Source organism: Polynucleobacter arcticus (assembly GCF_013307205.1).
Lineage (GTDB): Bacteria > Pseudomonadota > Gammaproteobacteria > Burkholderiales > Burkholderiaceae > Polynucleobacter > Polynucleobacter arcticus.
This window is the reverse complement of record NZ_CP028940.1, coordinates 668,685-690,847: the sequence shown is the minus strand read 5'-3', so window position 1 is coordinate 690,847 and position 22,163 is coordinate 668,685. Positions and strand designations below refer to the sequence as shown.

23 protein-coding genes are annotated in these 22,163 nt (G+C 42.9%); 15 read left to right on the top strand and 8 right to left on the bottom strand.

All coding sequences use genetic code 11. The annotated features are described in order from the left end of the window. Positions 1-40 precede the first annotated feature (40 nt). From DN92_RS03490 to DN92_RS03450, 9 genes are all read left to right on the top strand, one after another. Positions 41-1,399, top strand: a complete 1,359-nt coding sequence (locus tag DN92_RS03490) for a CheR family methyltransferase (protein WP_173959953.1) — start codon at positions 41-43, stop codon at positions 1,397-1,399. 34 nt (positions 1,400-1,433) lie between these two features. Then, positions 1,434-2,432: a chemotaxis protein CheW gene (locus DN92_RS03485; RefSeq protein WP_173959952.1), complete on the top strand. Its 999-nt coding sequence runs from the start codon at positions 1,434-1,436 to the stop codon at positions 2,430-2,432. A 22-nt stretch (positions 2,433-2,454) separates the two neighbouring features. Then, the gene (locus DN92_RS03480; protein WP_173959951.1) at positions 2,455-3,924 is read left to right on the top strand and encodes a methyl-accepting chemotaxis protein; all 1,470 of its coding nucleotides are present in this window, start codon (positions 2,455-2,457) and stop codon (positions 3,922-3,924) included. A gap of 8 nt (positions 3,925-3,932) precedes the next feature. Beyond that, positions 3,933-6,101: a hybrid sensor histidine kinase/response regulator gene (locus DN92_RS03475; RefSeq protein ID WP_173959950.1), complete on the top strand. Its 2,169-nt coding sequence runs from the start codon at positions 3,933-3,935 to the stop codon at positions 6,099-6,101. Positions 6,102-6,114: 13 nt separating this feature from the next. Beyond that, positions 6,115-7,188: a chemotaxis protein CheB gene (locus DN92_RS03470; protein WP_173959949.1), complete on the top strand. Its 1,074-nt coding sequence runs from the start codon at positions 6,115-6,117 to the stop codon at positions 7,186-7,188. A 406-nt stretch (positions 7,189-7,594) separates the two neighbouring features. Continuing rightward, on the top strand, positions 7,595-7,849 hold the full coding sequence (locus tag DN92_RS03465; protein WP_173959948.1) for a hypothetical protein: 255 nt from the start codon (positions 7,595-7,597) through the stop codon (positions 7,847-7,849). Positions 7,850-7,858: 9 nt separating this feature from the next. Continuing rightward, positions 7,859-8,326 carry a hypothetical protein gene (locus DN92_RS03460; protein ID WP_173959947.1) on the top strand — a complete coding sequence of 156 codons (468 nt, stop codon included), beginning with the start codon at positions 7,859-7,861 and terminating at the stop codon, positions 8,324-8,326. A 5-nt stretch (positions 8,327-8,331) separates the two neighbouring features. After that, positions 8,332-8,550 carry a heavy-metal-associated domain-containing protein gene (locus tag DN92_RS03455; RefSeq protein ID WP_173959946.1) on the top strand — a complete coding sequence of 73 codons (219 nt, stop codon included), beginning with the start codon at positions 8,332-8,334 and terminating at the stop codon, positions 8,548-8,550. Positions 8,551-8,588: 38 nt separating this feature from the next. Next, positions 8,589-9,029 carry a universal stress protein gene (locus DN92_RS03450; protein ID WP_173959945.1) on the top strand — a complete coding sequence of 147 codons (441 nt, stop codon included), beginning with the start codon at positions 8,589-8,591 and terminating at the stop codon, positions 9,027-9,029. A 19-nt stretch (positions 9,030-9,048) separates the two neighbouring features. Here the strand turns inward: DN92_RS03450 and DN92_RS03445 are convergent, their stop codons facing one another. Continuing rightward, the gene (locus DN92_RS03445; RefSeq protein WP_254598330.1) at positions 9,049-9,846 is read right to left on the bottom strand and encodes a TerC family protein; all 798 of its coding nucleotides are present in this window, start codon (positions 9,844-9,846) and stop codon (positions 9,049-9,051) included. A gap of 429 nt (positions 9,847-10,275) precedes the next feature. Here DN92_RS03445 and DN92_RS03440 point away from each other — a divergent pair, with 429 nt between their 5' ends. Then, positions 10,276-11,646: a PAS domain S-box protein gene (locus DN92_RS03440; RefSeq protein WP_173959944.1), complete on the top strand. Its 1,371-nt coding sequence runs from the start codon at positions 10,276-10,278 to the stop codon at positions 11,644-11,646. 17 nt (positions 11,647-11,663) lie between these two features. Here DN92_RS03440 and DN92_RS03435 read toward each other — a convergent pair whose 3' ends face one another. Further along, the gene (locus DN92_RS03435; RefSeq protein WP_173959943.1) at positions 11,664-13,136 is read right to left on the bottom strand and encodes an RNB domain-containing ribonuclease; all 1,473 of its coding nucleotides are present in this window, start codon (positions 13,134-13,136) and stop codon (positions 11,664-11,666) included. Positions 13,137-13,227: 91 nt separating this feature from the next. Beyond that, entirely contained in the window at positions 13,228-13,992 is a 765-nt protein-coding gene (locus DN92_RS03430) for a GGDEF domain-containing protein (RefSeq protein ID WP_217426046.1), read from the bottom strand. A gap of 228 nt (positions 13,993-14,220) precedes the next feature. Here DN92_RS03430 and DN92_RS03425 point away from each other — a divergent pair, with 228 nt between their 5' ends. From DN92_RS03425 to DN92_RS03410, 4 genes are all read left to right on the top strand, one after another. Next, the gene (locus DN92_RS03425; protein WP_173959941.1) at positions 14,221-15,243 is read left to right on the top strand and encodes an HD-GYP domain-containing protein; all 1,023 of its coding nucleotides are present in this window, start codon (positions 14,221-14,223) and stop codon (positions 15,241-15,243) included. A gap of 329 nt (positions 15,244-15,572) precedes the next feature. After that, positions 15,573-17,198, top strand: a complete 1,626-nt coding sequence (locus tag DN92_RS03420; protein ID WP_173959940.1) for an ice-binding family protein — start codon at positions 15,573-15,575, stop codon at positions 17,196-17,198. A 345-nt stretch (positions 17,199-17,543) separates the two neighbouring features. Beyond that, the gene (locus DN92_RS03415) at positions 17,544-17,945 is read left to right on the top strand and encodes a fasciclin domain-containing protein (RefSeq protein ID WP_254598329.1); all 402 of its coding nucleotides are present in this window, start codon (positions 17,544-17,546) and stop codon (positions 17,943-17,945) included. Between the two features lie 54 nt (positions 17,946-17,999). Beyond that, on the top strand, positions 18,000-18,455 hold the full coding sequence (locus DN92_RS03410) for a fasciclin domain-containing protein (protein ID WP_173959938.1): 456 nt from the start codon (positions 18,000-18,002) through the stop codon (positions 18,453-18,455). Positions 18,456-18,601: 146 nt separating this feature from the next. Here the strand turns inward: DN92_RS03410 and DN92_RS03405 are convergent, their stop codons facing one another. The 5 genes from DN92_RS03405 to DN92_RS03385 all read right to left on the bottom strand — a co-directional run bounded on the left by DN92_RS03405 (position 18,602) and on the right by DN92_RS03385 (position 21,067). Further along, on the bottom strand, positions 18,602-19,234 hold the full coding sequence (locus DN92_RS03405; protein ID WP_173959937.1) for a class I SAM-dependent methyltransferase: 633 nt from the start codon (positions 19,232-19,234) through the stop codon (positions 18,602-18,604). Positions 19,235-19,465: 231 nt separating this feature from the next. Next, a complete protein-coding gene (locus tag DN92_RS03400) occupies positions 19,466-19,663 on the bottom strand; it encodes a hypothetical protein (RefSeq protein WP_173959936.1) in 198 nt (65 codons plus the stop codon). Positions 19,664-19,665: 2 nt separating this feature from the next. Further along, positions 19,666-20,184, bottom strand: coding sequence for an ATPase (locus DN92_RS03395; RefSeq protein ID WP_173959935.1), 519 nt, complete (start codon positions 20,182-20,184; stop codon positions 19,666-19,668). Continuing rightward, positions 20,181-20,378 carry an antitoxin VbhA family protein gene (locus DN92_RS03390; protein WP_173959934.1) on the bottom strand — a complete coding sequence of 66 codons (198 nt, stop codon included), beginning with the start codon at positions 20,376-20,378 and terminating at the stop codon, positions 20,181-20,183. The genes DN92_RS03395 and DN92_RS03390 overlap by 4 nt, the downstream gene beginning before the upstream one ends. 437 nt (positions 20,379-20,815) lie before the next feature. Continuing rightward, positions 20,816-21,067, bottom strand: a complete 252-nt coding sequence (locus DN92_RS03385; protein ID WP_173959933.1) for a hypothetical protein — start codon at positions 21,065-21,067, stop codon at positions 20,816-20,818. Positions 21,068-21,119: 52 nt separating this feature from the next. On the opposite strand from DN92_RS03385, the gene DN92_RS03380 reads away from it, so the two are divergent. Then, positions 21,120-22,091: a YHYH protein gene (locus tag DN92_RS03380; protein ID WP_173959932.1), complete on the top strand. Its 972-nt coding sequence runs from the start codon at positions 21,120-21,122 to the stop codon at positions 22,089-22,091. The last annotated feature ends 72 nt before the right edge of the window (positions 22,092-22,163 follow it).

Sequence of the window (22,163 nt, the reverse complement as noted above, 5' to 3'; positions counted from 1 at the left end):
ACTGAGTTTTAAAACCCCACTTTTATTGATTCAAGGCTCAATGACAAATCCCTTATCGCCTGAGTTAATTCAACAAATCCGACTGATCTCGGGTATGCGCATCCCAGAGCTCGATCATGAAAGGTTGAGTGCTTGGGTGGAAAAACGTATCCAGTCCCTTTGTCTCAAAACTCAAATTGACTACCTACATTACTTAATTCGATCTGATGACTTATCTGAGGATCGACAAATGCTGTGCGACTTGCTGACTACCGGTGAAACATTTTTTATGCGTGATCCGGGGCAAATGGAGCTCATTCGTCGAGTCATACTACCTGCAATTATCTCGAAAGAAAATACTCTAAAACTCATACGGATTTGGGCTCCAGCATGCGCTACTGGTGAGGAAATCTATTCTCTACTTATCTTATTAGAGCAGGTCTTGCCTCAGATTGATAACTGGGAAATTGATATTGTTGGTAGCGATATTAATCCGATCTTTATTGAACAAGCTAAAAAGGCTATCTATGGAGATTGGTCGTTCCGTGGCTGTAATGCAGATTTCAAAAATGCCTATTTTCATAAAGTAGACGGGGGCTGGAAACTCATAGACCGCATTCGCTCTCGTGCACGTTTTTTAGTATTTGATCTGGTAAAAGGTGTTCTGCCAAACCCTTCGCATCATCTAGCTGATATTAATTTTATTCTTTGTAGAAACTTATTCATTTATATGAATACAGAGGCCATCAACTTGATTGCCGAGAAATTATCAGCTTGCCTTAAATCTGGCGGGGTATTAATGACGGCGCACGGTGAATTGCATGCCTATAGACAAAGTGGTTTGCAGGTAAAAATTTACCCCGAATCCCTAGTGTACGAAAAGCCACAAAAAGGCTTTGAGAGCGAACTTGTCGAAATTGACAAGCTACCTTCACCCCTATTGGGTGAGCTCAACTTAAGTCAGCTCGAAAAAACTACTCTGCTTGATTTACCTAAAATTCAAGCCAAGCCGATCCCTCAATTATTATCTTTAGCATGGTATTTTGCTGATCAAGGCAAATTTACTGAAGGCTTAAAAATCTATCAAGAAATTATTTCTCGGGATTCGATGATTGCTGAGCTTCATTATCTACATTCAGTGATTTCTCTGGAAATGGGGGATTTTGAACGTGCTAAAGAAGATCTTAGGAAAACCCTGTATCTAGACCCTCAGTTTCTCCCGGCGTATTTAGAGATGATCACGATTCATATTCAGGAAGGTAAGGGCCACCTTGTTTCCAAATATTGCGATCAAGCGCTACATATTATTGAGCTGATGGGAGCCGATGTAGTGTTGCCGATCCTTAAAAACAATACCGCTTCTGATCTGCGGGAATATCTTAAAAACTTACAAAATAGTTTGACTTCAGTAAAGCCTTAATTTAAATTGAATTAGTCTTACTAAAAAGAAATTTATGCCCAGTTTTTTGGTATTCGAGTCAGAAAAGGTACGCTATGCTATTCCTGCAGAAAGGGTAGATAGTATCTTCTGGATGCCAGAGTTATCGCCGATTATGGCTGCTCCCCCTTGGTTTATTGGATTTGTCAATTGGCATGGTGCAGTTGTTCATGTCATGGATCTGGGTTTGCGGTTCAATAATCCTCCTAGAAGTTATCAAACAACAACGAATATTATTTTAGTCAGCACTCCCCAGATGCGCTTCGGTTTGGTTGCAGATTTAGTGATGGGTTTGGTTGAGGTGCCTACAGAAGAAGTCATTCAGCGAGACATGGTAATCCCATCAGACTTTAGATCTGCATACTCTGATTTGGTGGAGGGTGAGATCAAGCAAGGCGATGCTATTGTCTTGTTACTCAGCCTATCAAAGCTATTAACTGTCGAAGTTGGCCTAGAGATAGAGGACCATTCTGGAAGCAGTGAATACCATCCAGTTGCCATATTTGCAGAGAATCACGAGCAATTGTTTCGCGAAAGAATGCACCAACTTGCAATGCCGATAGTTGATCATCAGGATGAGAGTAAAGTCGGTTTTGCTTTAGTCACTATTGGCAGCATTCGGTATGCTATCGAAATTGCCTACATTACCGAGTTTACCCATCTTAAGCAATGCGTCGCATTGCCTTGCTGCCCGCACTATATTTTAGGCGTGATCAATTTAAGGGGTGATGTCTTATCGGTAATTGATATGACTGCTTTACTCGGTATCCAAAATATAGCTGACAAACAGGATATCGTGGTATTGCAGTTGCGGGAGAAAAGAATGGCCCTTGCGGTGCAGAAAGTAGACGACTTACGCTATTTTGATCCCCATCTTATTTCACCAATACAGAATTTAGAAGAGCATCATGTGAGATGTAAGTCGCTACTGCGTATTGACGAGGGGGTTGCGGGAATTCTGGATATCGAGACAATCCTATCGGGTAGTCTGCTAGAAATTGACGAGCACGTTTAGATTTGAATTAAAGGAGAGAAGTATGTTGGATAAACTAACACTACGCTGGAAGTTGGGATTGAGTTATTTGATTCCCTTATTGATTTTGTTAACAGTAGTTTTGTTTAATCAGACCAAAATGAATACGGCAGTAGAGAATTCGGTCAAGCTTAATGTGGGTGCTAATACCACCCCCTATATTTATAAACTCTATGATGCCCAGTTGCGGATGGTTAGAGCAACATATGCCTACATCTTAATCAATGGTAATCAAGGAATTGAACAAGGTTATCCAAAAAAGATTTATCAGGATTCCCTAGCGACGGCAAACGAGATGATTGGCTATCTCGCAAAAGAGGATGTTAATCCTAAGCTGGATGCCGATATTATGAATATGAAAGCTAATACTCAAACTATTACTCGAGAGACAGCTAAGTTGATTCAAATGGTGGATGCGGGTCAAGGTAAGGAAGCTATTGAGGAGGTTAAAAAAGGTGAGTTGATCAGAATAGCGCGTAATACTGATTCCATTGCTGATTTGGCGACAGATACTGATGCAGGTATTCGGAAAATATTGCGTCAAGAGGTTACGAATTCTGTTAAATCAGCCCAAAGCTTGATATTGGTTGGAACTTTATTGACTATTGCGTTGCTAGTTGTTTTTGGGGCTATGGTCACTATCTACCTCAGTCGTGACATCGCCGTAAATTCAAGTCAACTCTCTGTAACAGCTACCCAAATTGCAACGACCTTGTTGCAACATGAAAAAGCAGTAACGCAACAAGGATCTTCTGTAGCTGAAACGTCGAGCACGGTAGAGGAGTTAGTATCTTCAGCGCGCTTGTCTTCAGAGCAGGCTGACTCCGCTGCAATTGCGGCAAAAACAGCTCAAGAAACGACTCTTAAAGGCTTGGATTTAGTCACTCGAAATCAAGTAGAGATGGCCTCCCTTGAAGATAAAATGGCCTCTATTGCAAAGCAAATCCTCAGTCTGTCAGAGCAGGCTGGTCAAATCGGCAACATCTCAAAATTAGTTGGTGAGCTTGCGGGTGAAACCAATATGCTGGCACTCAATGCGGCTGTAGAAGCTGCACGTGCTGGTGAGCATGGCAAGGGATTTGCAGTAGTGGCTAGTGAGATTCGTAAGTTGGCCGATCAAAGCAAGCAGTCTGCCGAAAAAGCCAGTCAAATAGTGGCTGATATTCAAAAGTCGACCAATACTATGGTGATGACTGCAGAGGACGGTACTAAAACAACCCATCAAGCATCGGAGAGTGTATCTGAGGCCGCTAAGGCTTTTGACGCCTTGCGCAAACTATCAGAGGGTGTTTTTCAAAATGCTCAGCAGGTGCTGCTCAATAGTAAGCAGCAGTCTGCTGCACTAATACAGATTAACGAGGCTATGCAAAATATTAACAACGGCTCTCGCGAAATGATTGCAGGCACTGCTCAAGCTAGGGTGGGAGTTGAAACGCTGACTAAAGTAGCTGATCATTTGCGTAAGATGGTTTAGCAAATTTCATGGCTACGATTGAAGATGCTGAGCTTAGCGCGCTATTTAAGATAGAAAGTGCGGAGCATTTACAAAAGCTAGATGCGGGTCTTTTGCAGCTTGAGAAGACTCCGAATGATCAGGCATTAATTCAGGAAATCTTTCGCGAAGCCCATAGCCTCAAGGGCTCAGCCAGAATGCTAGGGCTAATTGAAATACAAGGGCTAGCAAATACGGTTGAAGATATGCTTGGGGCGGTAAGGGCTGGTAACTTGGCAGTGACAGCTGAGATAGTAAAGCCTCAATTGGCAACTTTAGATCGTATTAGAACGATGGTGGCTGAGGCTGTCGGAGATGTTATTCCACAAGGTTTAAATCAAATCGAAAGCACTCAGCAGACCCCATCCGAGCTTGTTTCTACAACAGTGGCTGCGCAAATCGAGGGGAGGCATCAAGCGGCAAGCATTCCTGCGGCCTTTCAGGCTCGACCACAACCAAAGACAGACTCAGTGATCAATGGCCGTTCAAATTCTCTCGACTTTCGCATTGATACGCTTAGGGTGGATGCAAAAAAACTGGATTTTCTACTCAGTCAAGCTGCGGAGTTGGTAGTTAGTCGAAGTCGTATTCTGCGTTGGCAGGCTGAATTTAGTGACATGATTAATAAGCTTCAAAACAAAGAAATTGAATCCGAGCAGTGGGCAAAAGAGATGCAGTTAATGCATTCAAAGCTCGCTGAGGATGCTGGCAGATTAAATGTCATTACTGAAGAAATTGAGAGTGAAATTCAAAGTTTGCGTTTGCTGCCTATTTCAACGTTATTAGAGCAATTTCCTCGCATGGTTCATGATCTGGCAGCCGAAGTCAATAAACAAGTTGATTTGGTATTTGAGGGTGAAGGCACGGTAGCAGATAAACGCATTATTGAGGAAATGAAGTCTCCGCTCATGCATATGTTACGCAATGCAGTGGATCACGGTATTGAGCTCCCAGAGGTAAGGATTAATAACGGTAAGCCTCCTGTTGGAAAAATTCTGATTAAAGTGAGCCAAGATGCTGATCATGTTCGACTCGATGTGATTGATGATGGCAAAGGTTTGGATTTAGAGGCGATACGCCAACAGGCGGTAAAGCGTCATATTTTTACTGATGAGCAAGCTATAGGCTTGGACGAGACTCAACTCAAAAATGTTTTGATGACCCCTGGGTTTTCAACCAATAAGATGATTACCGATATATCAGGTCGGGGTGTCGGGTTGGATGTAGTGAGATCATCGGTTGAGCGGATGCACGGAACTTTGGCAATTGAATCGGTAACTGGTAAAGGGATGACTTTCACCTTGAATCTGCCAGTATCACTCACATCAACTCGTGTGATGATTTTGCGTGAGTGGGGCGAAAACTATGCTTTACCTTGTGAGGCAATTTACTTTTCTAAGATTCTTAAGCCGGAGGAGCTCTTAGTACGTGAGGATCGGCAGTGTTTTTATCATAACGATGAAATTATTACCGTCAATCGATTGGGAACTTTATTGGAAAGATCATTACAACCAGTTGATCCTGGATTAGCCACAGTTTGCGTTGTCATTCGGGTTGCTGATTTCAGTTTTGGACTGATTATTGATGAATTGCATAATGAAGAAGACATTGTTTTAAAGGCGCCCCCTCCTCCCATCAAACGCTTGCGCAATATCTCCGGCGTGACTATTTTGGATTCCGGTCTAGTGTGTGCAGTTCTCAATGCAAGCGATTTAGCAAAAACAGTTCGACAGACTCATCAAAAAATGACTTCAGATCAATCTGTGCTTGAAAGTCCTATAGCCAGCTCTGTCAAAGCAAAGTCTCTGCTTTTGGTTGAGGACAGTATTGTGACGCGTATTCAGGAAAAACGTATTCTAGAGGCGGCCGGTTACGAAGTGGTGACAGCGGTAGATGGGCTTAATGCCTGGAATTTATTGAATTCACGATCTTTTGATGCAATTGTGTCTGACATCATGATGCCTAATATGGATGGCCTAGAGTTAGCTGCAAAGATTCGGTCTAACCGTAAATTTGCCGATATACCTATCATTCTAGTGACCTCTTTAGCCTCCGAGGACGATAGACGGAGGGGTTTAGATGTTGGGGCTGATGCTTATATTTCCAAATCAGATTTTGATCAAACTGTATTACTTGATTCAATTGCTAGACTAATTTAGGGGGTAAGGATCTATGTCAAGCAATGATCAATCGATTCCAATTCGGGTAATGCTAGTTGAAGATTCACCATTGCAGTTGCATATTATCAAATCCGTTCTGAATGCTGATCCTCGTATAGTTGTTATTGGAACGGCGACAAACGGTGCGGAAGCACTTTTATTGCTTCCTAAACTAAAACCAGATGTGATTTGTACTGACTATCACATGCCAGTAATGGATGGTCTTGAATTTATTCAAAAGGCAGTGAAAATCTTTCCATGCCCAATTTTAGTTTTAAGCATTTCGGTACAACCCGATCAGGTCGATAACATTTTCAAGCTACTTTCGGCTGGTGCGCTCGATGTGATGTTTAAGCCAAGAGCAACCGGGGGTGTCATTGGGCAAGAAGATGGCCTCAAATTAGTCGATAAAATTTGCATTCTCAATGGTGTGAAGTATATAAACAAGAGGCCCTCAAAGGCTTTGCCTGTCCGAGACGCAAAATGCTTTGTACCCAGGATTGTGCCGACTAGGGTGGTAGTGATTGGGGCCTCAACTGGAGGCCCTCAAGCCTTTGAGAAAATATTTCTCAACCTTAAGCGTGATTTTTCAGTCCCCATTGTCTGTGTTCAGCATATTAGCCTGGGTTTCATCAATGGGATGATCACTTGGCTTCGTGGCATTTCCAATCTGACATTTGAAGTGGCTAAAGCAGGGGGCATGCCAATGCCTGGACATGTTTACTTTCCCCCAGAGCGAATGCACCTGACATTTGCCCATGACGGATCCTTTGTATTAACGGAACCAATTGCAGGTGAAATTTATTGTCCGAGTATTGATCAACTACTTCTTTCGGCAGCAAAAATCTATGGCAGTAGTTCTGTTGGCGTACTTCTCAGTGGCATGGGTCGAGATGGAGCTCAGGGTATGAAAGCTATTTTTGACGAGGGCGGAGATACTATTGCGCAAGATGAGGAGTCCTGTGTGATTTTCGGAATGCCAGCAGCGGCCATTGAATTGGGGGTGGTTTGCGAAGTATTGTCGGCAACTGATATTCCGCACTATTTAAATAAACTACCAAGCCTAAAGACCTTATACGGCCGTTAGCAAAGCTGCTGTCTCAGCATTGGATCATCAAGGCGGACCTCGCAAGAAAAGTTGGGCGCCAGCAGCTTAAATCTGAGGATATCGTCGGTATGAGCCGTCAAGTGAAGAGGTAATTCAGGGTGTTTTCTCTAGCATCAACCAAGAGCGTGGTTACTGCGCATCTTTGATCCGCTCATTGAATATAAGCCAGTTTAAAGCCATGAATAGTTTGCAATCAGGTGCTCTTTGAACATTACATTGCTTTACACGGATGTATAGCTTGGATTTATTGATTTTTTACCCACAGATAACGAATTCACTGATAGTGATTGCAAAGAAAAGAGGGGTGGGAGCATAATTAAAGGGCATCTTTCTTACCAATTTGCCTTTGCAATATTGATGTTCCGAATAGGAAAAGGAGGTCACTATGCGACACCAACAGATAGAATCCGGCATTCATCTGAGACATGGGGATCTAACCCCTAGGGAAATATTGATATCTATCCTAGAGGAAGAGGGGGATATCCTGGGCTGGGAAGAGGAGGCGCTCATTCGAGAAGCTTCTATGAAGCTGGATGAACCCCCTGAGGTCTGCTTTAGGATGGTCAGATTTGCATTGAATGGCCTCATTAGGGATCATGTCGCGATCAGAGATGATGGATTAATTACCCTCAGGGAGTAGGCGCTGGTTATGAAAACAGTCCTTCACGCCATGTTTGGCACGATTGCCCTAACTCTCGTGTTTGCCTCTCTTTTGGCATCTCTGGTATCTGAACTGTGGTATTCGCAGGAGATTATTTCAGAGGTGAAGGCGTTAACCTTGCAGGGTATGCTACTTTTAGTGCTTACCTTAAGTCTTACTGCAATCTATGGATTGGTGCTTAGCAAAAAAAGACAAGGAAATATCATTCAAGCTAAGAAAAAAAGAATGATTTGGATTTTACTCATTGCCACCTTGGTTCTTTTGCCTATCTCCTATCTGTTAAGCCTTCATGCTCAAACAGAGAGACTAGACTGGCTCTATTTTGTACCGCAAGGAATTGAGTATATTTTTGACGTCATCATCTTAATCTTGCTTGGTTTGAATTTTATAGATGGTGTGAAATTGGTTCGACAGTCTGCAGTAGGTATAGACGATAAACAGACTCTTAAAGGATAGTTAATATGGCAACAATTAATTTAGATGTGCAGGGTATCTCATCGGCATCCTGTATTGAGGTGATCAAAAAAGCACTAAGTCCATTAAGTGATATCCAGAGCATTCACGTAGACTGGGAATCTGGGCATGTGCAGATTGCAAGATCGATTGATCAGTCAGAAGATCTCATTCACTTCATTAATCAGCAGGGTTATCGAGCCAGCCTCAATTTGGATGAGTCTTAAAATCAAAATTATTCGGAGTCATTTGATAGGGAGGTTTCATGTTTAAAAATATTTTAGTTCCAATCAACGGAGATTCTCTTACAAAAGCAGAGGTAAGGATGGCGATTAAGCTGGCTAAAGATGATGGGGCCAAAATTACGATTGCTTATGTTTCTAACCCCATCATTCCATATTCTTCTTCAGAAATTCAATCGGTCTTGGCAATATCTCCAATTGAGTATAGAAAATACTGTGAGGCTTTTGCCAATAAGCTTTTTGTAAAAGCGAAAAAATTGATTGGCAGTCAGCTCGAGGTTGGTGAGGTGCATATTTATCACCCTAATGCTTCAGATGGGATTATTGAGGCTGCGAAAAAATCTAAGGCTGACGTGATCGCCATGGCCTCTCATAAAAGAGACGGAATCAAAGGGCTCTTTTTGAGAAGCGAAGCTCATGAGGTTATTTTGCATAGCAAAGTACCGGTTTTGATTCTAAATTAACCCATTTCTTTGAGACTTTTTAATCGGTAAACTGGGTTTGTTTCTTTGTTTTTGACCTGATTGCCAGTAGCTCTACTAGCAACGAGAAGGCCATTGCAAAATATACGTAAGAGCGGGGTATTACTACATCCATTCCTTCGGAGATGAGTACTACCCCAACAACGATTAGAAATGACAGTGCTAGCAATTTAATAGAAGGGTGACGGCTTACGAAATCACCTATCGTTTTGGCTGCCAACAGCATGATGACGATTGACGCCAAAATTGCTGAAATCATAACTCCAATTTGATTGACTAAACCTACAGCTGTTATGACGCTATCGAGCGAGAAAATCATATCAAGCATGCCTATCTGCAGTATGGCTCCCCAAAGAAGACGACGTTTTTGAGCTTGTGTAATATTGGCAACCTCTAGCTGCTTGGTAGATTTGGATAATGTTTCTGGAGCTTCAACTTCGAGATAAATTTCTCGGGCTGCTTTCCAGAGCAAAAATAGGCCGCCACAAAATAGAATTAGTTTTCTTCCAGAAATTTCATTGTGAAAGACGGTAAAAAGCGGGAAATTGAGAGAAATTACCCAGGAAAGGCTGAGTAGCAGTCCTATCCTGGTAGCAAGTGCAAAGAGTAGACCAAACCGTCTGGCACGACTTCTCAGTTCTTTTGGAAGTCGATTTGCAAGCACGCTGATAAAAATAATATTGTCTATCCCCAGCGCTACCTCAAGGGCAGTGAGCGTGATAAACGCAAAAAGCATATCTAGATTAAGCCAGTTAAATTCCATAGTAGTACGGTTGATTCTTCTTAGTTGGTCGAACATAACTGCTTATTACTATTATCTAACGACACCTTCAATTTATGCAATGCTAGATGCTTCTGTAAGAAAGTCATGCACTGAATAAAAGCGTCGGCAATATTTGAGCTCTTGGATTGCATTATTGCTGACTGGAGCTACCGAGATATTTAGATGAAATTCAGTCGAAAATGAAGTTCTACACGAGAAGAGATCAGTAGTGTAAAAAATTGCCAAACTTGCAAAAGAGGGTACTGCAATAAAAAACCAATAGATAAGCCTCGAAGCAGCAAGATGTGGAGCAGTCACAGTTTCGATGATTGGAAAACAGCCTTACATATCAGGGATTAGGCTATTCAGCGTTTATTTTGAATGAAGGTGGGTTAAATCTTTAAGTAGACTTTAGATCTCTTATAATTATTAAGGGAATACACACACCATCATTCGTAAAATGATATGCCTAGAGACAATCACAAAGCCTCCTTATCTCCATGCTTTTTAGACCAGGAAGCTATAGAGCATGTTGCGACACGTCAATTGGCCGCTATAGTCGATGATTCTGATGACGCTATTATTAGTACAGATTTAGATGGAGTCATCACGAGCTGGAATTTTGGGGCTCTACAAATCTTTGGTTATAGAGCGAATGAGGCTATCGGACAGTCAATGAATATCCTCATTCCACCTGAATCTAGAAATGAGGAAATTTCGATTCTCAAAAGGATCAAGGCAGGTGAACGCGTTAGTCATTTTGAAACGGTCCGTATAGGTAAGGACGATACGCATATCAATGTCTCAGTGACAGTATCTCCGATATGCAATTCCAAGGGTGAAGTGGTAGGCGCCTCTCAAATCGCCCGAGATATTACTCAGCAAATACTAGATAAAAATCGCTTAAAGCTTTTAGAAATTTGCCTCAACCATACGAATGATGTGGTGATGGTGACAGAGGGCGAGCCTATTAGCTTTCCGGGGCCACGCACAATCTATGTAAATGATGCTTTTGAGAGAATGACTGGATATAGTCGTGAAGAAATCATCGGCAGCTCACCGCGTCTTCTTCAAGGGCTCAAGTCAGATCCTGCGACTATGCATCTTGTTCATGAGGCATTAATTAACTGGAAGCCTATTAAAGTCGAGATGCTTAATTACACAAAGTCTGGTCAAGAATTTTGGGTGGAGCTCAGCATTACGCCTGTTGCTGATGAGCGGGGATGGTTTACTCACTGGGTTTCAGTGCAGCGTAATATTACTGAGAAAGTGCGTTTAGGTGATGAGCTCAAGGCGCTCGCATTATTCGATCCACTATCCAAGTTGGCTAACCGGCGTCTCTTAGAAGATCATCTTAGTCAAGCCCTGACTGTAAATCGTAGAAATTCGCTCTATGGCGCATTGATTTATATTGATTTAGATCATTTCAAGTCTTCAAATGATCAACATGGACATGAGTTTGGAGATCTATGTCTGATAGAAGCAGCGAAACGAATCACTGCTTGCGTGCGGGAGATGGATACCGTATCCCGTATTGGGGGAGATGAGTTTGCAGTTCTATTGTCACCTCTTGGAAAAGATGAGTCTGCTGCAAAAAAAGATGCATTAATGGTCTGTGAAAAAATCCGTATTGCTCTGGGCAAGCCTTTTATCTTCGAGAGGCAAGATGTATCAGGCAAAAGCTCCATTGACCACCAAGGATCAGCAAGTATCGGTTTGTCGATGTTTGCAGGGCATGAGTTATCGAATGAAATCATTCAAACCGCTGACAGTGCAATGTATGACGCTAAACATGCTGGTGGCAATAAGGTGCAACTTTACCAAGCTCAAAATTAAGCCCCTGATTACTCTTTTTAAGCAATTAGCATAAAGTTGATGTGCCCCATTTCAACATTGGTTGACGTTAGTTTTACCCGGACCTTATTGCCGATAAATGCATCACGAGGAAGCTTCACCAGCATGCCTTCGGCGGGTGGATTAAAAATCCTGACCCATCCATAGTTCGGAGTCACACCAGTAATAACGCCATTGAAATCCTTACCGATGAAAGGTTCTAGGAATAGGGCTGCTTCTGATTTACGCATTCTGCGCTCCACTTTACGGATGGCATCTTCCTGTGTAGTGCAGTGAAGCGCTAGTGCATAGAGTTCCTGAGTTTCATATGCGTTAGGCTCATTATTAATGGCACTCTTGAGCATACGTAAAGTAATTAAATCGGGGTACCGTCGATTGGGCGCGGTGGAGTGCATATAATCTTGCACCGCTAATCCAAAGTGACCAATTGGAGTGGCTCCCGGTTGCTCTAATACGTATTCTCCGGGCCCCATGAGTTTCACAACGACTAAGGATAGGTCAGGAAAGCGCAGAGGGTCTGCTTGGTGGCGTTTGGCTAAAAATTCTGAGAGGGCTCTGGAGCTTGCTTCATTGGGCAATACCTCTCCATATTGCTTGGCTAGCTCAACAATGCGTAACCATCGGTCTGGACTGCGAACCACCCTACGTAGAGAGGGAATACCTTTTTTGAGTAGAAAGCGGGCAGTAGATCCATTGGTTGCAATCATGAACTCTTCAATGAGCTGCCTTCCTCGGTTATGTTCTTGTTCGGCAATGCCAATCACCCGATCACCCTCAAATACGGCTTTCGGTTGAAATATCTCTAGTTGTAATGATCCAGCTCGTTGCCGTTTCAGGCGTAATCGTTGTGCAATTTCGTCTTGAATTTTGATTTGCAGATCCATGCCAGGTACATCAGCCATGGCGGCTGGCATTTCACCCTTGCCTTCGATCCAGGCTGATACGGCGTCATAAGCTAACTTCGCTTTATTGCATACTTTTGCTCTATAAATTGTGGAGCCCAGAATTTCTCCTTTACTACCCACAACAATCTCGGTAACTAAAGCTAACCTGATTTCATTAAAATTGAGGGAGGTCAGGTTAGTAGAGAGTTTTTCTGGCAGCATCGGGAAAATCCGTGCGGACGTGTAAACCGAGGCTGTATTGTGTTTAGCATGATCATCAATCGGAGTATCTTTTTTGATGAGCGCATCGACATCGGCAATGGCGATGTAAATTTTATGATTGCCATTTCCTGCATCGCTGCATACTGTTAACTGATCTAAATCTTTTGAATCATCATTATCGAGAGAGCACCATAAAAGGTCTGAAAGATCTTGAATGGAGGGGTCTAAATCCTGTCCAGGTGAAACAATTAAATCCAGTTGATCATGAACCTCTTTAGAAAAACTAGGCTCAAGCCCTTTTTCTTCCATGACGATGGCGGCAATTCTGGCTAAATCGGAGCGGTCGTATTGCTGATGTTTCGACATTAAGATCTTATTTTTTCTCTAACTTAGGGCTATGAGTTTGCTGTAAAAGGCTGGATCAGCCTTAATATTTTTACTTTATCAGGAAAATGTATTACGAGGAGCTGGCGCGATTCTGAGAGTCTTTGTAGATTGCAATTCGGTTTCGCCCCTGATTTTTTGCTTCATACATTGCTATATCTGCCTTTCCAACAATCTCATTCAAAATAATCCCGCGCGGAGTATTTAAAGAATTCTTTGTTTCAAAGGTAGCAATGCCAATACTAATCGTGATCTTAATTGGTCCCGAAGCTGCAGTTTGATTGACCGTGCTCTCGATGTGCGCTCGCAGTCGCTCTGCGAGTTGAGCAGCTCCTTGACTATCGGTTTCGGGCAATAGAATTAAAAATTCCTCACCACCGATGCGACCTAGGGAGTCTCCGCTGCGAAGCACTTCCTTCAGGTGCCTTACCAAGCCGATTAATATTTCATCACCAACAGGGTGACCAAATTTATCATTTACACGTTTGAAGTGGTCAATGTCCACTTCCAATAAAGAGAAGCTACGTTGACTTCTAGTGCAGCGCTGAATTTCTTCGCTGATGCGATACAAAATCTGGCTTCGACTATAGCTATTGGTTAATGGATCGAATTGGGCCAATGTTTCTATGAGTAACTGCTCATTTTCTAGCACTAATAGCAACTTATTTAATCCTAAAACTCCCAAGAGCAAGCATGCTGCTATTGGTAAAGAAAAGACTGCATCGATTAAATCATAGTGTTCAGACTGAATAATATTGAGGATTAACCCTGCCCTATGGACTGACATCATGCAAATGCCAGTTGCAAGCATTAGCCAAGCCCAACGTAAGGCCCTCATTGATTTTTTAAATATTAAAAACAGGATAAATACCGTTGCTACCTCGCATAGCAGGGTTACGCAATAAAGTGCCAAGACAAGCTGCATTTTTATCCTGTTGTTAGTAGATAAATAACTTTATTAATATTATCAAAATATCTAATATTTGAAATATTATTGCTCTAATATATCAAGGGTATACACTAAGGTAATGAAGGTTAATTCTTTTCAAAGCTTGCCAAAACATCTATGACAGATAAAAAGAATGCTGCTGATTTACTGAGGCAATCTGGACTTCGTTATCGACGTCTTTTTGAGTCCGCTCAAGATGGAATATTGATTCTGGACTTCCTCACGGGGATCATTCAGGATGCGAACCCCTTTATCGTCAATTTGCTCGGGTTTAGTCGGGAAGAGTTGATTGGCAAGGAGTTGTGGGAAATCGGTGCTGTAGTTGACAGACTTGCCGCCCTCAAAGCCTTTGCGGTTCTCCAAGATGCTGGATATCTCCGCTATGAAGATCTGCCTTTAAGGGCTAAAGATGGCCACCTGATTAATGTAGAGGTGGTTAGCAATGCTTATGGGGTCAATGGCGAGCGTGTTATTCAATGTAATATTCGCGATATTACGGACCGAAAACTATTAGCAGCTGAGCGGCTTGAGTACCTGCACTCGGTCAATACTTCGATGGGTGAGATGGTAGAGGCATTATCGAATGTAATTGTTGCTCGCGATCCATATACCTCGGGTCATCAAAAACGGGTGGCAAGTTTGTCTGTAGCTATCGGAAATATGCTCAATATTCCTTGGCATTCCTTAGAGGGTGTCCGGATGGCAGCGTTATTGCATGACATCGGGAAAATATCGATACCTGCTGAAATACTGATTAAGTCAACTGCATTAAGCAATTTTGAGATAGCCATGCTACAAAATCATGCGCAGGCTGGATACGATATTCTCAAAAATATTCACTTTCCATGGAATATTGCCCAAACAGTGCTTCAGCATCATGAGAGACTGGATGGGAGCGGCTATCCCAATGGTCTTAAGGGGGACAGCATTTGTCAGGAAGCCAGAATTATTGGCGTAGCGGATACAGTCGAGGCGATGTCATCGGATCGGCCTTACCGCAAAGGCAAGGGTATCGATGTCGCACTAGAAGAAATCACTAAGGGCAGTGGTAAACAGTTTGATCCTGAGGTAGTAGCTGCTTGCATAAAGGTATTTAAAGAAGAGGACTACGTTTTCCCGTCCTTATCTATCTCCGATTAATACTCTTCTAGTTTAGAGGCTGGTAAGCAAGCTGATTGAGTGGTTTTCAACAGACCCCGCCTTCTAGTAGTTCACCAATGCAACGGATAGCCGGTCCTTACTTATTGACTCTTAACGACTGCTTTCTGAGAGGCGCTAGCTAATCAATTCAATTTCTTCAGATGACTGAAATTCCCAATAAAGAGGGATCAGAAATTCTATTGGTGTTTAGATAGATATCGTCTATCCAGAAAAATCCGCTATGTTTAGTAGCGCACATACAAACTCAAATATCCGCCCTAAATTACAACTTAGGACAACGTGTTGCACTATGTTATTTGAGGACATATATGAAAGCTAAAAACTATTATTGGGGGTGCATCAGCACCGCATTAACACTCTTGGTCAGCGTCAGTCTAGTTGGATGTAGTGGCGGTGGCGGTGATTCTGCATCAGGGGGTGGAAGTACAGCCGGCTCTGCTTCATCAATCGCTGCTTTTTCAATTAATGGTCAAACTGGTACCGTTAATCAAGCCACGAACTCAATTGCGGTGACTGTGCCAAATGGTACACCTTTAAATTCCTTGATTGCCACATTCACTGCTACGGGATCAGTCGTTAAAGTAGGTGGGACCACTCAGGTCAGTGGTGTAACTAGCAATAACTTTACTACGCCAGTAGCTTATGTGGTGACTGCCGCAAATGGTGCCACCACCACTTACCAGGTTACGGTAACGGCGGCATCGATGACAGCAAAAGCAATCACAAACTATTCCTTAAATGGTGTTGTCGGCACAATTAATAGCGTGGCTAAAACGATCAATGTCGTGATGCCTACGGGCACATCTCTAAATGCATTAACTGCGACATTCACCGCTACAGGTTCAGGCATCACAATAGCCAGTACTCCTCAGGTCAGTGGTGTAACTAGTAATAACTTTACTAATCCAGTGTCATATCTGGTTACTGCAGCCGATTCATCTACTGAAACCTATTCAGTAACTGTAATAGTTGCCGCAGCCACCTCAAAAGCATTAACAAGCTATTCCTTAAATGGAGTTTCTGGCACGATCAATCAGGCAACACAAAATATCGTCGTAGCCATGCCTTCTGGAACTGCTGTTAATGCATTGATTGCTTCCTTCAATACAACGGGGTCGAGCGTCTCAATATCGGGTGTTACCCAGGCAAGTGGAGCAACGATCAATAACTTTACCAATCCAGTGGCATATGTAGTCACTGCGGCTGATTTATCTACTGCAAGCTATACGGTAACTGTCACTGTAGCCGGTGCAGGACCAGCACCTGTAGCGTTGGGCAATGTAGGTAGTTTTGTACTGTTTGCTGATTCGGGCATGTCCAGTAGTCCAGACTCGGCAATTACAGGTGACGTAGGTGTGGGGCCAAGTGTGACTTCAACGGCAATTACTACTGGATTTACATTGACACTACCAGCGGGTGGGGCATTCGCAACAGCACCCCAAGTAACAGGCAATGTCTATGCTGTTGACTATGCTGATCCTACGCCTGTGTTTATCGTCAGTGCATCAAACGATATGCTTACCGCATACAACGATGCGGCTGGACGTCCTAATCCTATTATTCTAGCTAGCTCAGATCTAAGTGGCTTGACTCTTGCTCCCGGACTATATAGCTCTCCTGTTAGCTTAAACTTATTGGCAAATACAACCCTGACATTAAATGGTGGCCCAAATGACGTATGGATCATACAAGTTGCTGGAGGTGTGACCACTGGGGCAGTTAGTCAGGTTCTTTTGACTGGTGGCGCGGTAAGTCGGAACGTATTTTGGCAAATACAAACATCGCTTTCGGTTGGAGCATCCTCTTCATTTAGCGGTGTGGTATTGACTGGAACTACCGCAATCATTGGGGCAAATTCGACGGTGAATGGCAGGTTGCTATCCCAGACTGCGATCACAATGGATGCAGATACGATTACACAGCCGGCGCAGTAATACTTACTGCTGTAATTGTGGAGCTAACCTCCGGCTGTTACAGGCTGGAGGTTTTCTTTTGTGTGGTCTCTTTGATGCATCTAATCGACCAATAGCAGACCTTAGAGCAGGGCATTGAAATACCCTTTGTCTGTGCTTTGATTCAGCCTCGAGCTAGCAAGAAACATCAAAACCACCTTCGGGTGGTTTTTCTTAAAGCGCCCACTTCGAGCACCAAAAAATGACTCACTATGTCTGTTGGCAGACATGAAAAATGATCTCCGACCCCTAAGATGATCTTCCAACACAATGATTTTTGCGTTGACCTTATCAAAAACTAAATAACCTAATGAATTGGAAAAAATGATGACTAATATCGTAGATACAGCTATTGCAGCAGGTAACTTTAAAACTCTGGCAACTGCACTAACGGCAGCCGATTTGATTTCTACTCTACAAGGCCCAGGCCCCTTTACCGTATTTGCACCTACCGACGAGGCCTTTGCAAAGATACCCAAAGAGAAATTGGATGCCTTGCTAAAGGATAAAGCGGCACTGACCAAGGTTCTGACTTATCACGTGGTCTCAGGTAAGGTAATGGCTCATGATGTCAAAGCAGGCCCATGCAAAACAGTTCAGGGCGATGATATTGCCGTTACTGTTGACAATGGCAAAGTGAAGGTTGATTCAGCCAATGTTACTAAGACCGATATTGTTGCTGACAATGGCGTAATACATGTGATTGATGCAGTTTTAATGCCTAAGTAATCACTTTAAGTGACAACAAAAAAACCATCTAAAATTTCTGGAAAATAAAATAAAATGAAAAAACTTCTCACAGCAGTAGTCCTCGCATTGGCCATTACTTCTGCCCAGGCAGCCGATATTGTCAATTCCGCAATTGATGCAGGTAATTTTAAGACACTAGTTGCTGCTCTCAAAGCTGCCGATTTAGTGGACACTCTTAAAGGTACGGGTCCATTTACTGTATTTGCCCCAACTGACGAAGCCTTTGCAAAAATCCCTAAAGCAAAGTTAGATGCCCTATTAAAAGATAAAGCTCAGCTCACTAAAGTGCTGACTTATCACGTAGTGGCAGGAAAAGTGATGGCCAAGGATGTCAAGCCAGGGAAAGTCAAAACTCTGGAAGGTGAATCAATCACGATCGCTGACAAAAATGGCGTCCTGATGGTCAATAATGCAAAGATCTTAAAGACCGATATCGTTGCTGACAATGGAGTAATCCATGCCATTGATACCGTGTTGATGCCTAAGTAATACTAAGATGTTGACGTAAATAAAAAAGGCGCTTCGGCGTCTTTTTTTGTGCCGGTCCAATCGGGGCTACAAACCATTACAAACCATTACAAACCATTACATCCGCAGCTCGATTCCGTCCTGTCCTACCATTCATGCTTTGAGTATTATTTTCTCCAAACACTCGCTAACCAGGGCTGTTGTTCAAATGGCACTCCGCTGGGTCGATAGTAGTGTTCAACTTCGGTAAATTTTGCATTTGTCATAAAAGATCTCCAGCCTTCTAGATCGTGATACGAACCAAAGCGATCTCCGTACCAACTTTCTTGGTTATTCCCTCTAGGGTTTGAGCTAAACAGAATGCCATTGGGTTTTAAAGAAGCCCGTAAATCACCCAGTACTTTGGGTAACAGATGATTGGGTACATGGAATAGTGAAGCATTAGCAAAAATGCCATCAAAGGTATTCTCTGGCAAATTTAAGTTGAAAAAGTCTTGCACCATTACTTCACAACCACTTTTCGTTCTGGCTATTTGAGCGGCTTGTTGGCTTCCTTCAAGACCGGTAACGATATGACCAAGCTTAGTCAAGGTCTGCATGTCTCTTCCCGGGCCACATCCAAAATCAAGAATCTGAAAAGGCGGCTCAGTTTGGATGGCTCTTAGTAGGGCGTGGATATTTTGACTGACATCATGACCTTGCGTGCCCTCATCATAAGAAACGGCATTCTGGTCATAATGGGTAATATTTTTTTGGGAAATCAGCTTAAATTTATCCAAAAGATTGTGAAGATTAGACATCGGCAGTGCCACCTTATTCTTGTTGGTGTTGTGATCAATGGGGTCGTTCCTAATCCAACTTTAATGTAGAAATGCGGATCTGTCTGCTTTAGGGTGTTGGGGCTATTCAAAGACTGAGGGATTGTTAGCCCCTCACTATAGTGAGAGATCAGCGGACTCATTTGCCGCTTGGTGGGTCGGGCAAAATTGGCTTCGCCGAAACTACGTTTTCGAACTCGCGACCAACGGTTCTCAGGCGCTGAGTTGGCGCTGTTTAATCAGCTCAGCAGCTGTGATCCGAACAATCTTGCCATCAACAGTAGTTACGATTGCTGTATTAGTCTGGATTGCTAAGTCGATTGCTGCTTGACCCGCTCGTTGCATGGCATAGTAGGATCCGGCGATATCGGGATCCAGAGAATTGCGAATGTCCTTGTTCGGAATAGTCATGGCTAACCTTGATTTATTTGTTCGGGTGGTGTTTTGTCACCATTTAACAATACCCATGATTTTACAACTTTTTGATATTTAGATAGATTATCCAATCCCGCTTTGTAACGCCTACGAATAACCTCTTCAGGAATATTGTGTCCTCCTTGAGCCACACGCTCTGCTACACGAGAAATGGCTAATTCAGGGGAGCTTAGTGCAATAAACCAGAGCTTTATGGCATAGCCCAAATCTTTCCACTCCTCAATACGTTGAAGGTAATGGGTTCCGGATAAAGTTGTTTCAAAGGCAAAGCTCTCACCAGCTTTGGTGTATTCGTCTAACTCATTTAGCATTAAGCGCGCAGCTTTAAATGAAACAGATTCAGGATTAAATGGAGCCAAACCAGCAGCAATCAGATCGGCATTGATAAAGCGAAATGTAAGCGCCTCTTTGGGCAAAAAGTTCTTGGCAAAAGTTGTTTTACCGGCCCCATTAGGCCCGGCAATAATAATAATTTTTTTACTCATTGCAGGTGTCATCTGACTGGATTTATAGCATAACGTTGCTTAGCTTCTTTTATCAGTTCTGCAATGCTCTTTTTGTCAGACACATAATCAGCTAGGCTTTTCTGAAACTGCTCAGTCAGGGTAATACCTTCGATGCGAGCGGAGGCCATAGCGTTGGAAGCAATGTATTGGCGAAAATGTTGTTGAGTGGCAAGCTTTACTGGCATTTAGTCATTTTAGTAGATTTAGGATTGATTTCATAACTAATAAATGACCCTAAAGCATGCCTTTAAGAGTTATTTTTGACGGAACTGTAAGCAATAAAAAAGCCCCGCAGAAGCGAGGCTTAGTAATGCTTGGTGGGTCGGGCGAGATTCGAACTCGCGACCAACGGATTAAAAGAGCTGTTTTAACGCCGACAGACTCAATTTAACACGGAAAAACACGATACAGCCTATTCATTTCAACCCTTTTGAAATGCAAAAAGGGAACGCAAAAAAATTATCCTAGTGGTAGTCCAGTAAACCCAATATGTATAGGGGTCTACGGCTGGATATTGCTTACTGAGATGTGAACATATTGCTGAGCCGATTTGCCAGCCCTAGATGCTAAATTTGTTACGAATTTAAAAAGCAATCGTGATCTATCTAGATGGTCGATGGGTTTAACGAATAGAAATGAATGCACTAGGAGTGAAAATGAAATTCAAGACAATCGCACCACTTAAAGAGGCATGCAAGATAGCGCGCTCTAAAGTATTTACCACAACAGGTTTAGTGTTTAGCTTATCCATTGGGTCCGCAGCAATATTAGCATCCTGTGGAGGGGGTGGTTCAGATAGCTCATCTACATCTTCATCTGCATCGACAGAAATTACTACTTTAGTGACAAGTGTTAACGGAGTAAGTAATGTCATTTGCCAAAGAAATGCTCAATGCATTGATTTTATTTTTGCCGGTGTGGCCCAGATGCCGACAACCCTAAGCCAGCTAGCTACACCGTATACGAATACCAGTACAAACATCATTACGCTTTCACAAATTCCTTTTGTTCAAGGGGAAAATAGTGCAACTGCATTTTCTTCAGAAGGTAGCGTTTTTCAGATGTCCACCAATCCAGCGCTAGATGTTGTTGGGTTTCCTGGTCAGGGCACTCGACTATTTATTGGTAACGGATTGCCCACCACTCCGATGGGAAATTATCCAGTCCAGCCTAATGATCCTGCCTATTCTTACTATGCGGCCTTACCTGGCGGTGTGAACCCTGCTGGTACTACTCCAGCCACAGGCCAGCCGCCAACAGGATATGTCAATGCTGCTGCGATTGGAATTTCTCCTTACCCGTTGGAGGGGCGTATTCCCTTAAATCCTGTAGTGAGCGGGGCATACCCAATCAATTCTTTAATTGTGGGTATTACGCTAACTGGCGCAGCATGGCATGTAGAAAAAGCAAATGACGCTAGCGGAAATTACTACAACCCTCTAAATGCTTTACCAAATGACAAGTGTTACGGTCATCCTTACAACCAGCAATATCACTACCATAGCTATTCTTGGAAATGCTTTGACCAGGGTACATCTGGTAAGCAGTCTCCTGTTTATGGATTTGCATTAGATGGCTTTCCAATCACTGGTCCACGCGGACCTGATGGTAAGGAATGGACCAATGCAGATTTAGATATTTGTCATGGAAGAGAATCCGAACTCGACATTCCTGATGGACGCGGCGGATTCACAAAGAAACTCACTTATCACTACGTACTCAATAGAGAGTATCCACACTCAGTCGGTTGCTTTAGAGGCAAGGTGAATTACAACCAGGCGCTTGGGCCTGACAATCCGCCGAACACGCCACCGGGAGATTTTGGTACGAATCCTTTTATGAAAGAGGGCTTCCTCTATCAAAATGTGGCCTCCCCGACTTCCCCAATTCGTCGTTAACTGAATCTTCAAATACTTTCTTAGAGCCTTTTGAGTAATTACCCTATTAGCAATATTTTTGCATCGTTGAGA

Excerpts from the sequence above, each read along its gene's own strand:
- DN92_RS03395 (WP_173959935.1), bottom strand. The coding sequence starts at position 20,184 with ATGACACCTGCAATGAGTAAAAAAATTATTATTATTGCCGGGCCTAAT.
- DN92_RS03475 (WP_173959950.1), top strand. The coding sequence starts at position 3,933 with ATGGCTACGATTGAAGATGCTGAGCTTAGCGCGCTATTTAAGATAGAA.
- DN92_RS03490 (WP_173959953.1), top strand. The coding sequence starts at position 41 with ATGACAAATCCCTTATCGCCTGAGTTAATTCAACAAATCCGACTGATC.
- DN92_RS03385 (WP_173959933.1), bottom strand. The coding sequence starts at position 21,067 with ATGACATTACTTACTCCGTTAACACTTGTCACTAAAGTAGTAATTTCT.
- DN92_RS03405 (WP_173959937.1), bottom strand. The coding sequence starts at position 19,234 with ATGTCTAATCTTCACAATCTTTTGGATAAATTTAAGCTGATTTCCCAA.
- DN92_RS03470 (WP_173959949.1), top strand. The coding sequence starts at position 6,115 with ATGTCAAGCAATGATCAATCGATTCCAATTCGGGTAATGCTAGTTGAA.
- DN92_RS03420 (WP_173959940.1), top strand. The coding sequence starts at position 15,573 with ATGAAAGCTAAAAACTATTATTGGGGGTGCATCAGCACCGCATTAACA.
- DN92_RS03450 (WP_173959945.1), top strand. The coding sequence starts at position 8,589 with ATGTTTAAAAATATTTTAGTTCCAATCAACGGAGATTCTCTTACAAAA.
- DN92_RS03440 (WP_173959944.1), top strand. The coding sequence starts at position 10,276 with ATGCCTAGAGACAATCACAAAGCCTCCTTATCTCCATGCTTTTTAGAC.
- DN92_RS03425 (WP_173959941.1), top strand. The coding sequence starts at position 14,221 with ATGACAGATAAAAAGAATGCTGCTGATTTACTGAGGCAATCTGGACTT.
- DN92_RS03435 (WP_173959943.1), bottom strand. The coding sequence starts at position 13,136 with ATGTCGAAACATCAGCAATACGACCGCTCCGATTTAGCCAGAATTGCC.
- DN92_RS03400 (WP_173959936.1), bottom strand. The coding sequence starts at position 19,663 with ATGACTATTCCGAACAAGGACATTCGCAATTCTCTGGATCCCGATATC.
- DN92_RS03460 (WP_173959947.1), top strand. The coding sequence starts at position 7,859 with ATGAAAACAGTCCTTCACGCCATGTTTGGCACGATTGCCCTAACTCTC.
- DN92_RS03415 (WP_254598329.1), top strand. The coding sequence starts at position 17,544 with ATGACTAATATCGTAGATACAGCTATTGCAGCAGGTAACTTTAAAACT.
- DN92_RS03445 (WP_254598330.1), bottom strand. The coding sequence starts at position 9,846 with ATGTTCGACCAACTAAGAAGAATCAACCGTACTACTATGGAATTTAAC.
- DN92_RS03390 (WP_173959934.1), bottom strand. The coding sequence starts at position 20,378 with ATGCCAGTAAAGCTTGCCACTCAACAACATTTTCGCCAATACATTGCT.
- DN92_RS03430 (WP_217426046.1), bottom strand. The coding sequence starts at position 13,992 with ATGAGGGCCTTACGTTGGGCTTGGCTAATGCTTGCAACTGGCATTTGC.
- DN92_RS03455 (WP_173959946.1), top strand. The coding sequence starts at position 8,332 with ATGGCAACAATTAATTTAGATGTGCAGGGTATCTCATCGGCATCCTGT.
- DN92_RS03465 (WP_173959948.1), top strand. The coding sequence starts at position 7,595 with ATGCGACACCAACAGATAGAATCCGGCATTCATCTGAGACATGGGGAT.
- DN92_RS03485 (WP_173959952.1), top strand. The coding sequence starts at position 1,434 with ATGCCCAGTTTTTTGGTATTCGAGTCAGAAAAGGTACGCTATGCTATT.
- DN92_RS03480 (WP_173959951.1), top strand. The coding sequence starts at position 2,455 with ATGTTGGATAAACTAACACTACGCTGGAAGTTGGGATTGAGTTATTTG.
- DN92_RS03380 (WP_173959932.1), top strand. The coding sequence starts at position 21,120 with ATGCCGACAACCCTAAGCCAGCTAGCTACACCGTATACGAATACCAGT.
- DN92_RS03410 (WP_173959938.1), top strand. The coding sequence starts at position 18,000 with ATGAAAAAACTTCTCACAGCAGTAGTCCTCGCATTGGCCATTACTTCT.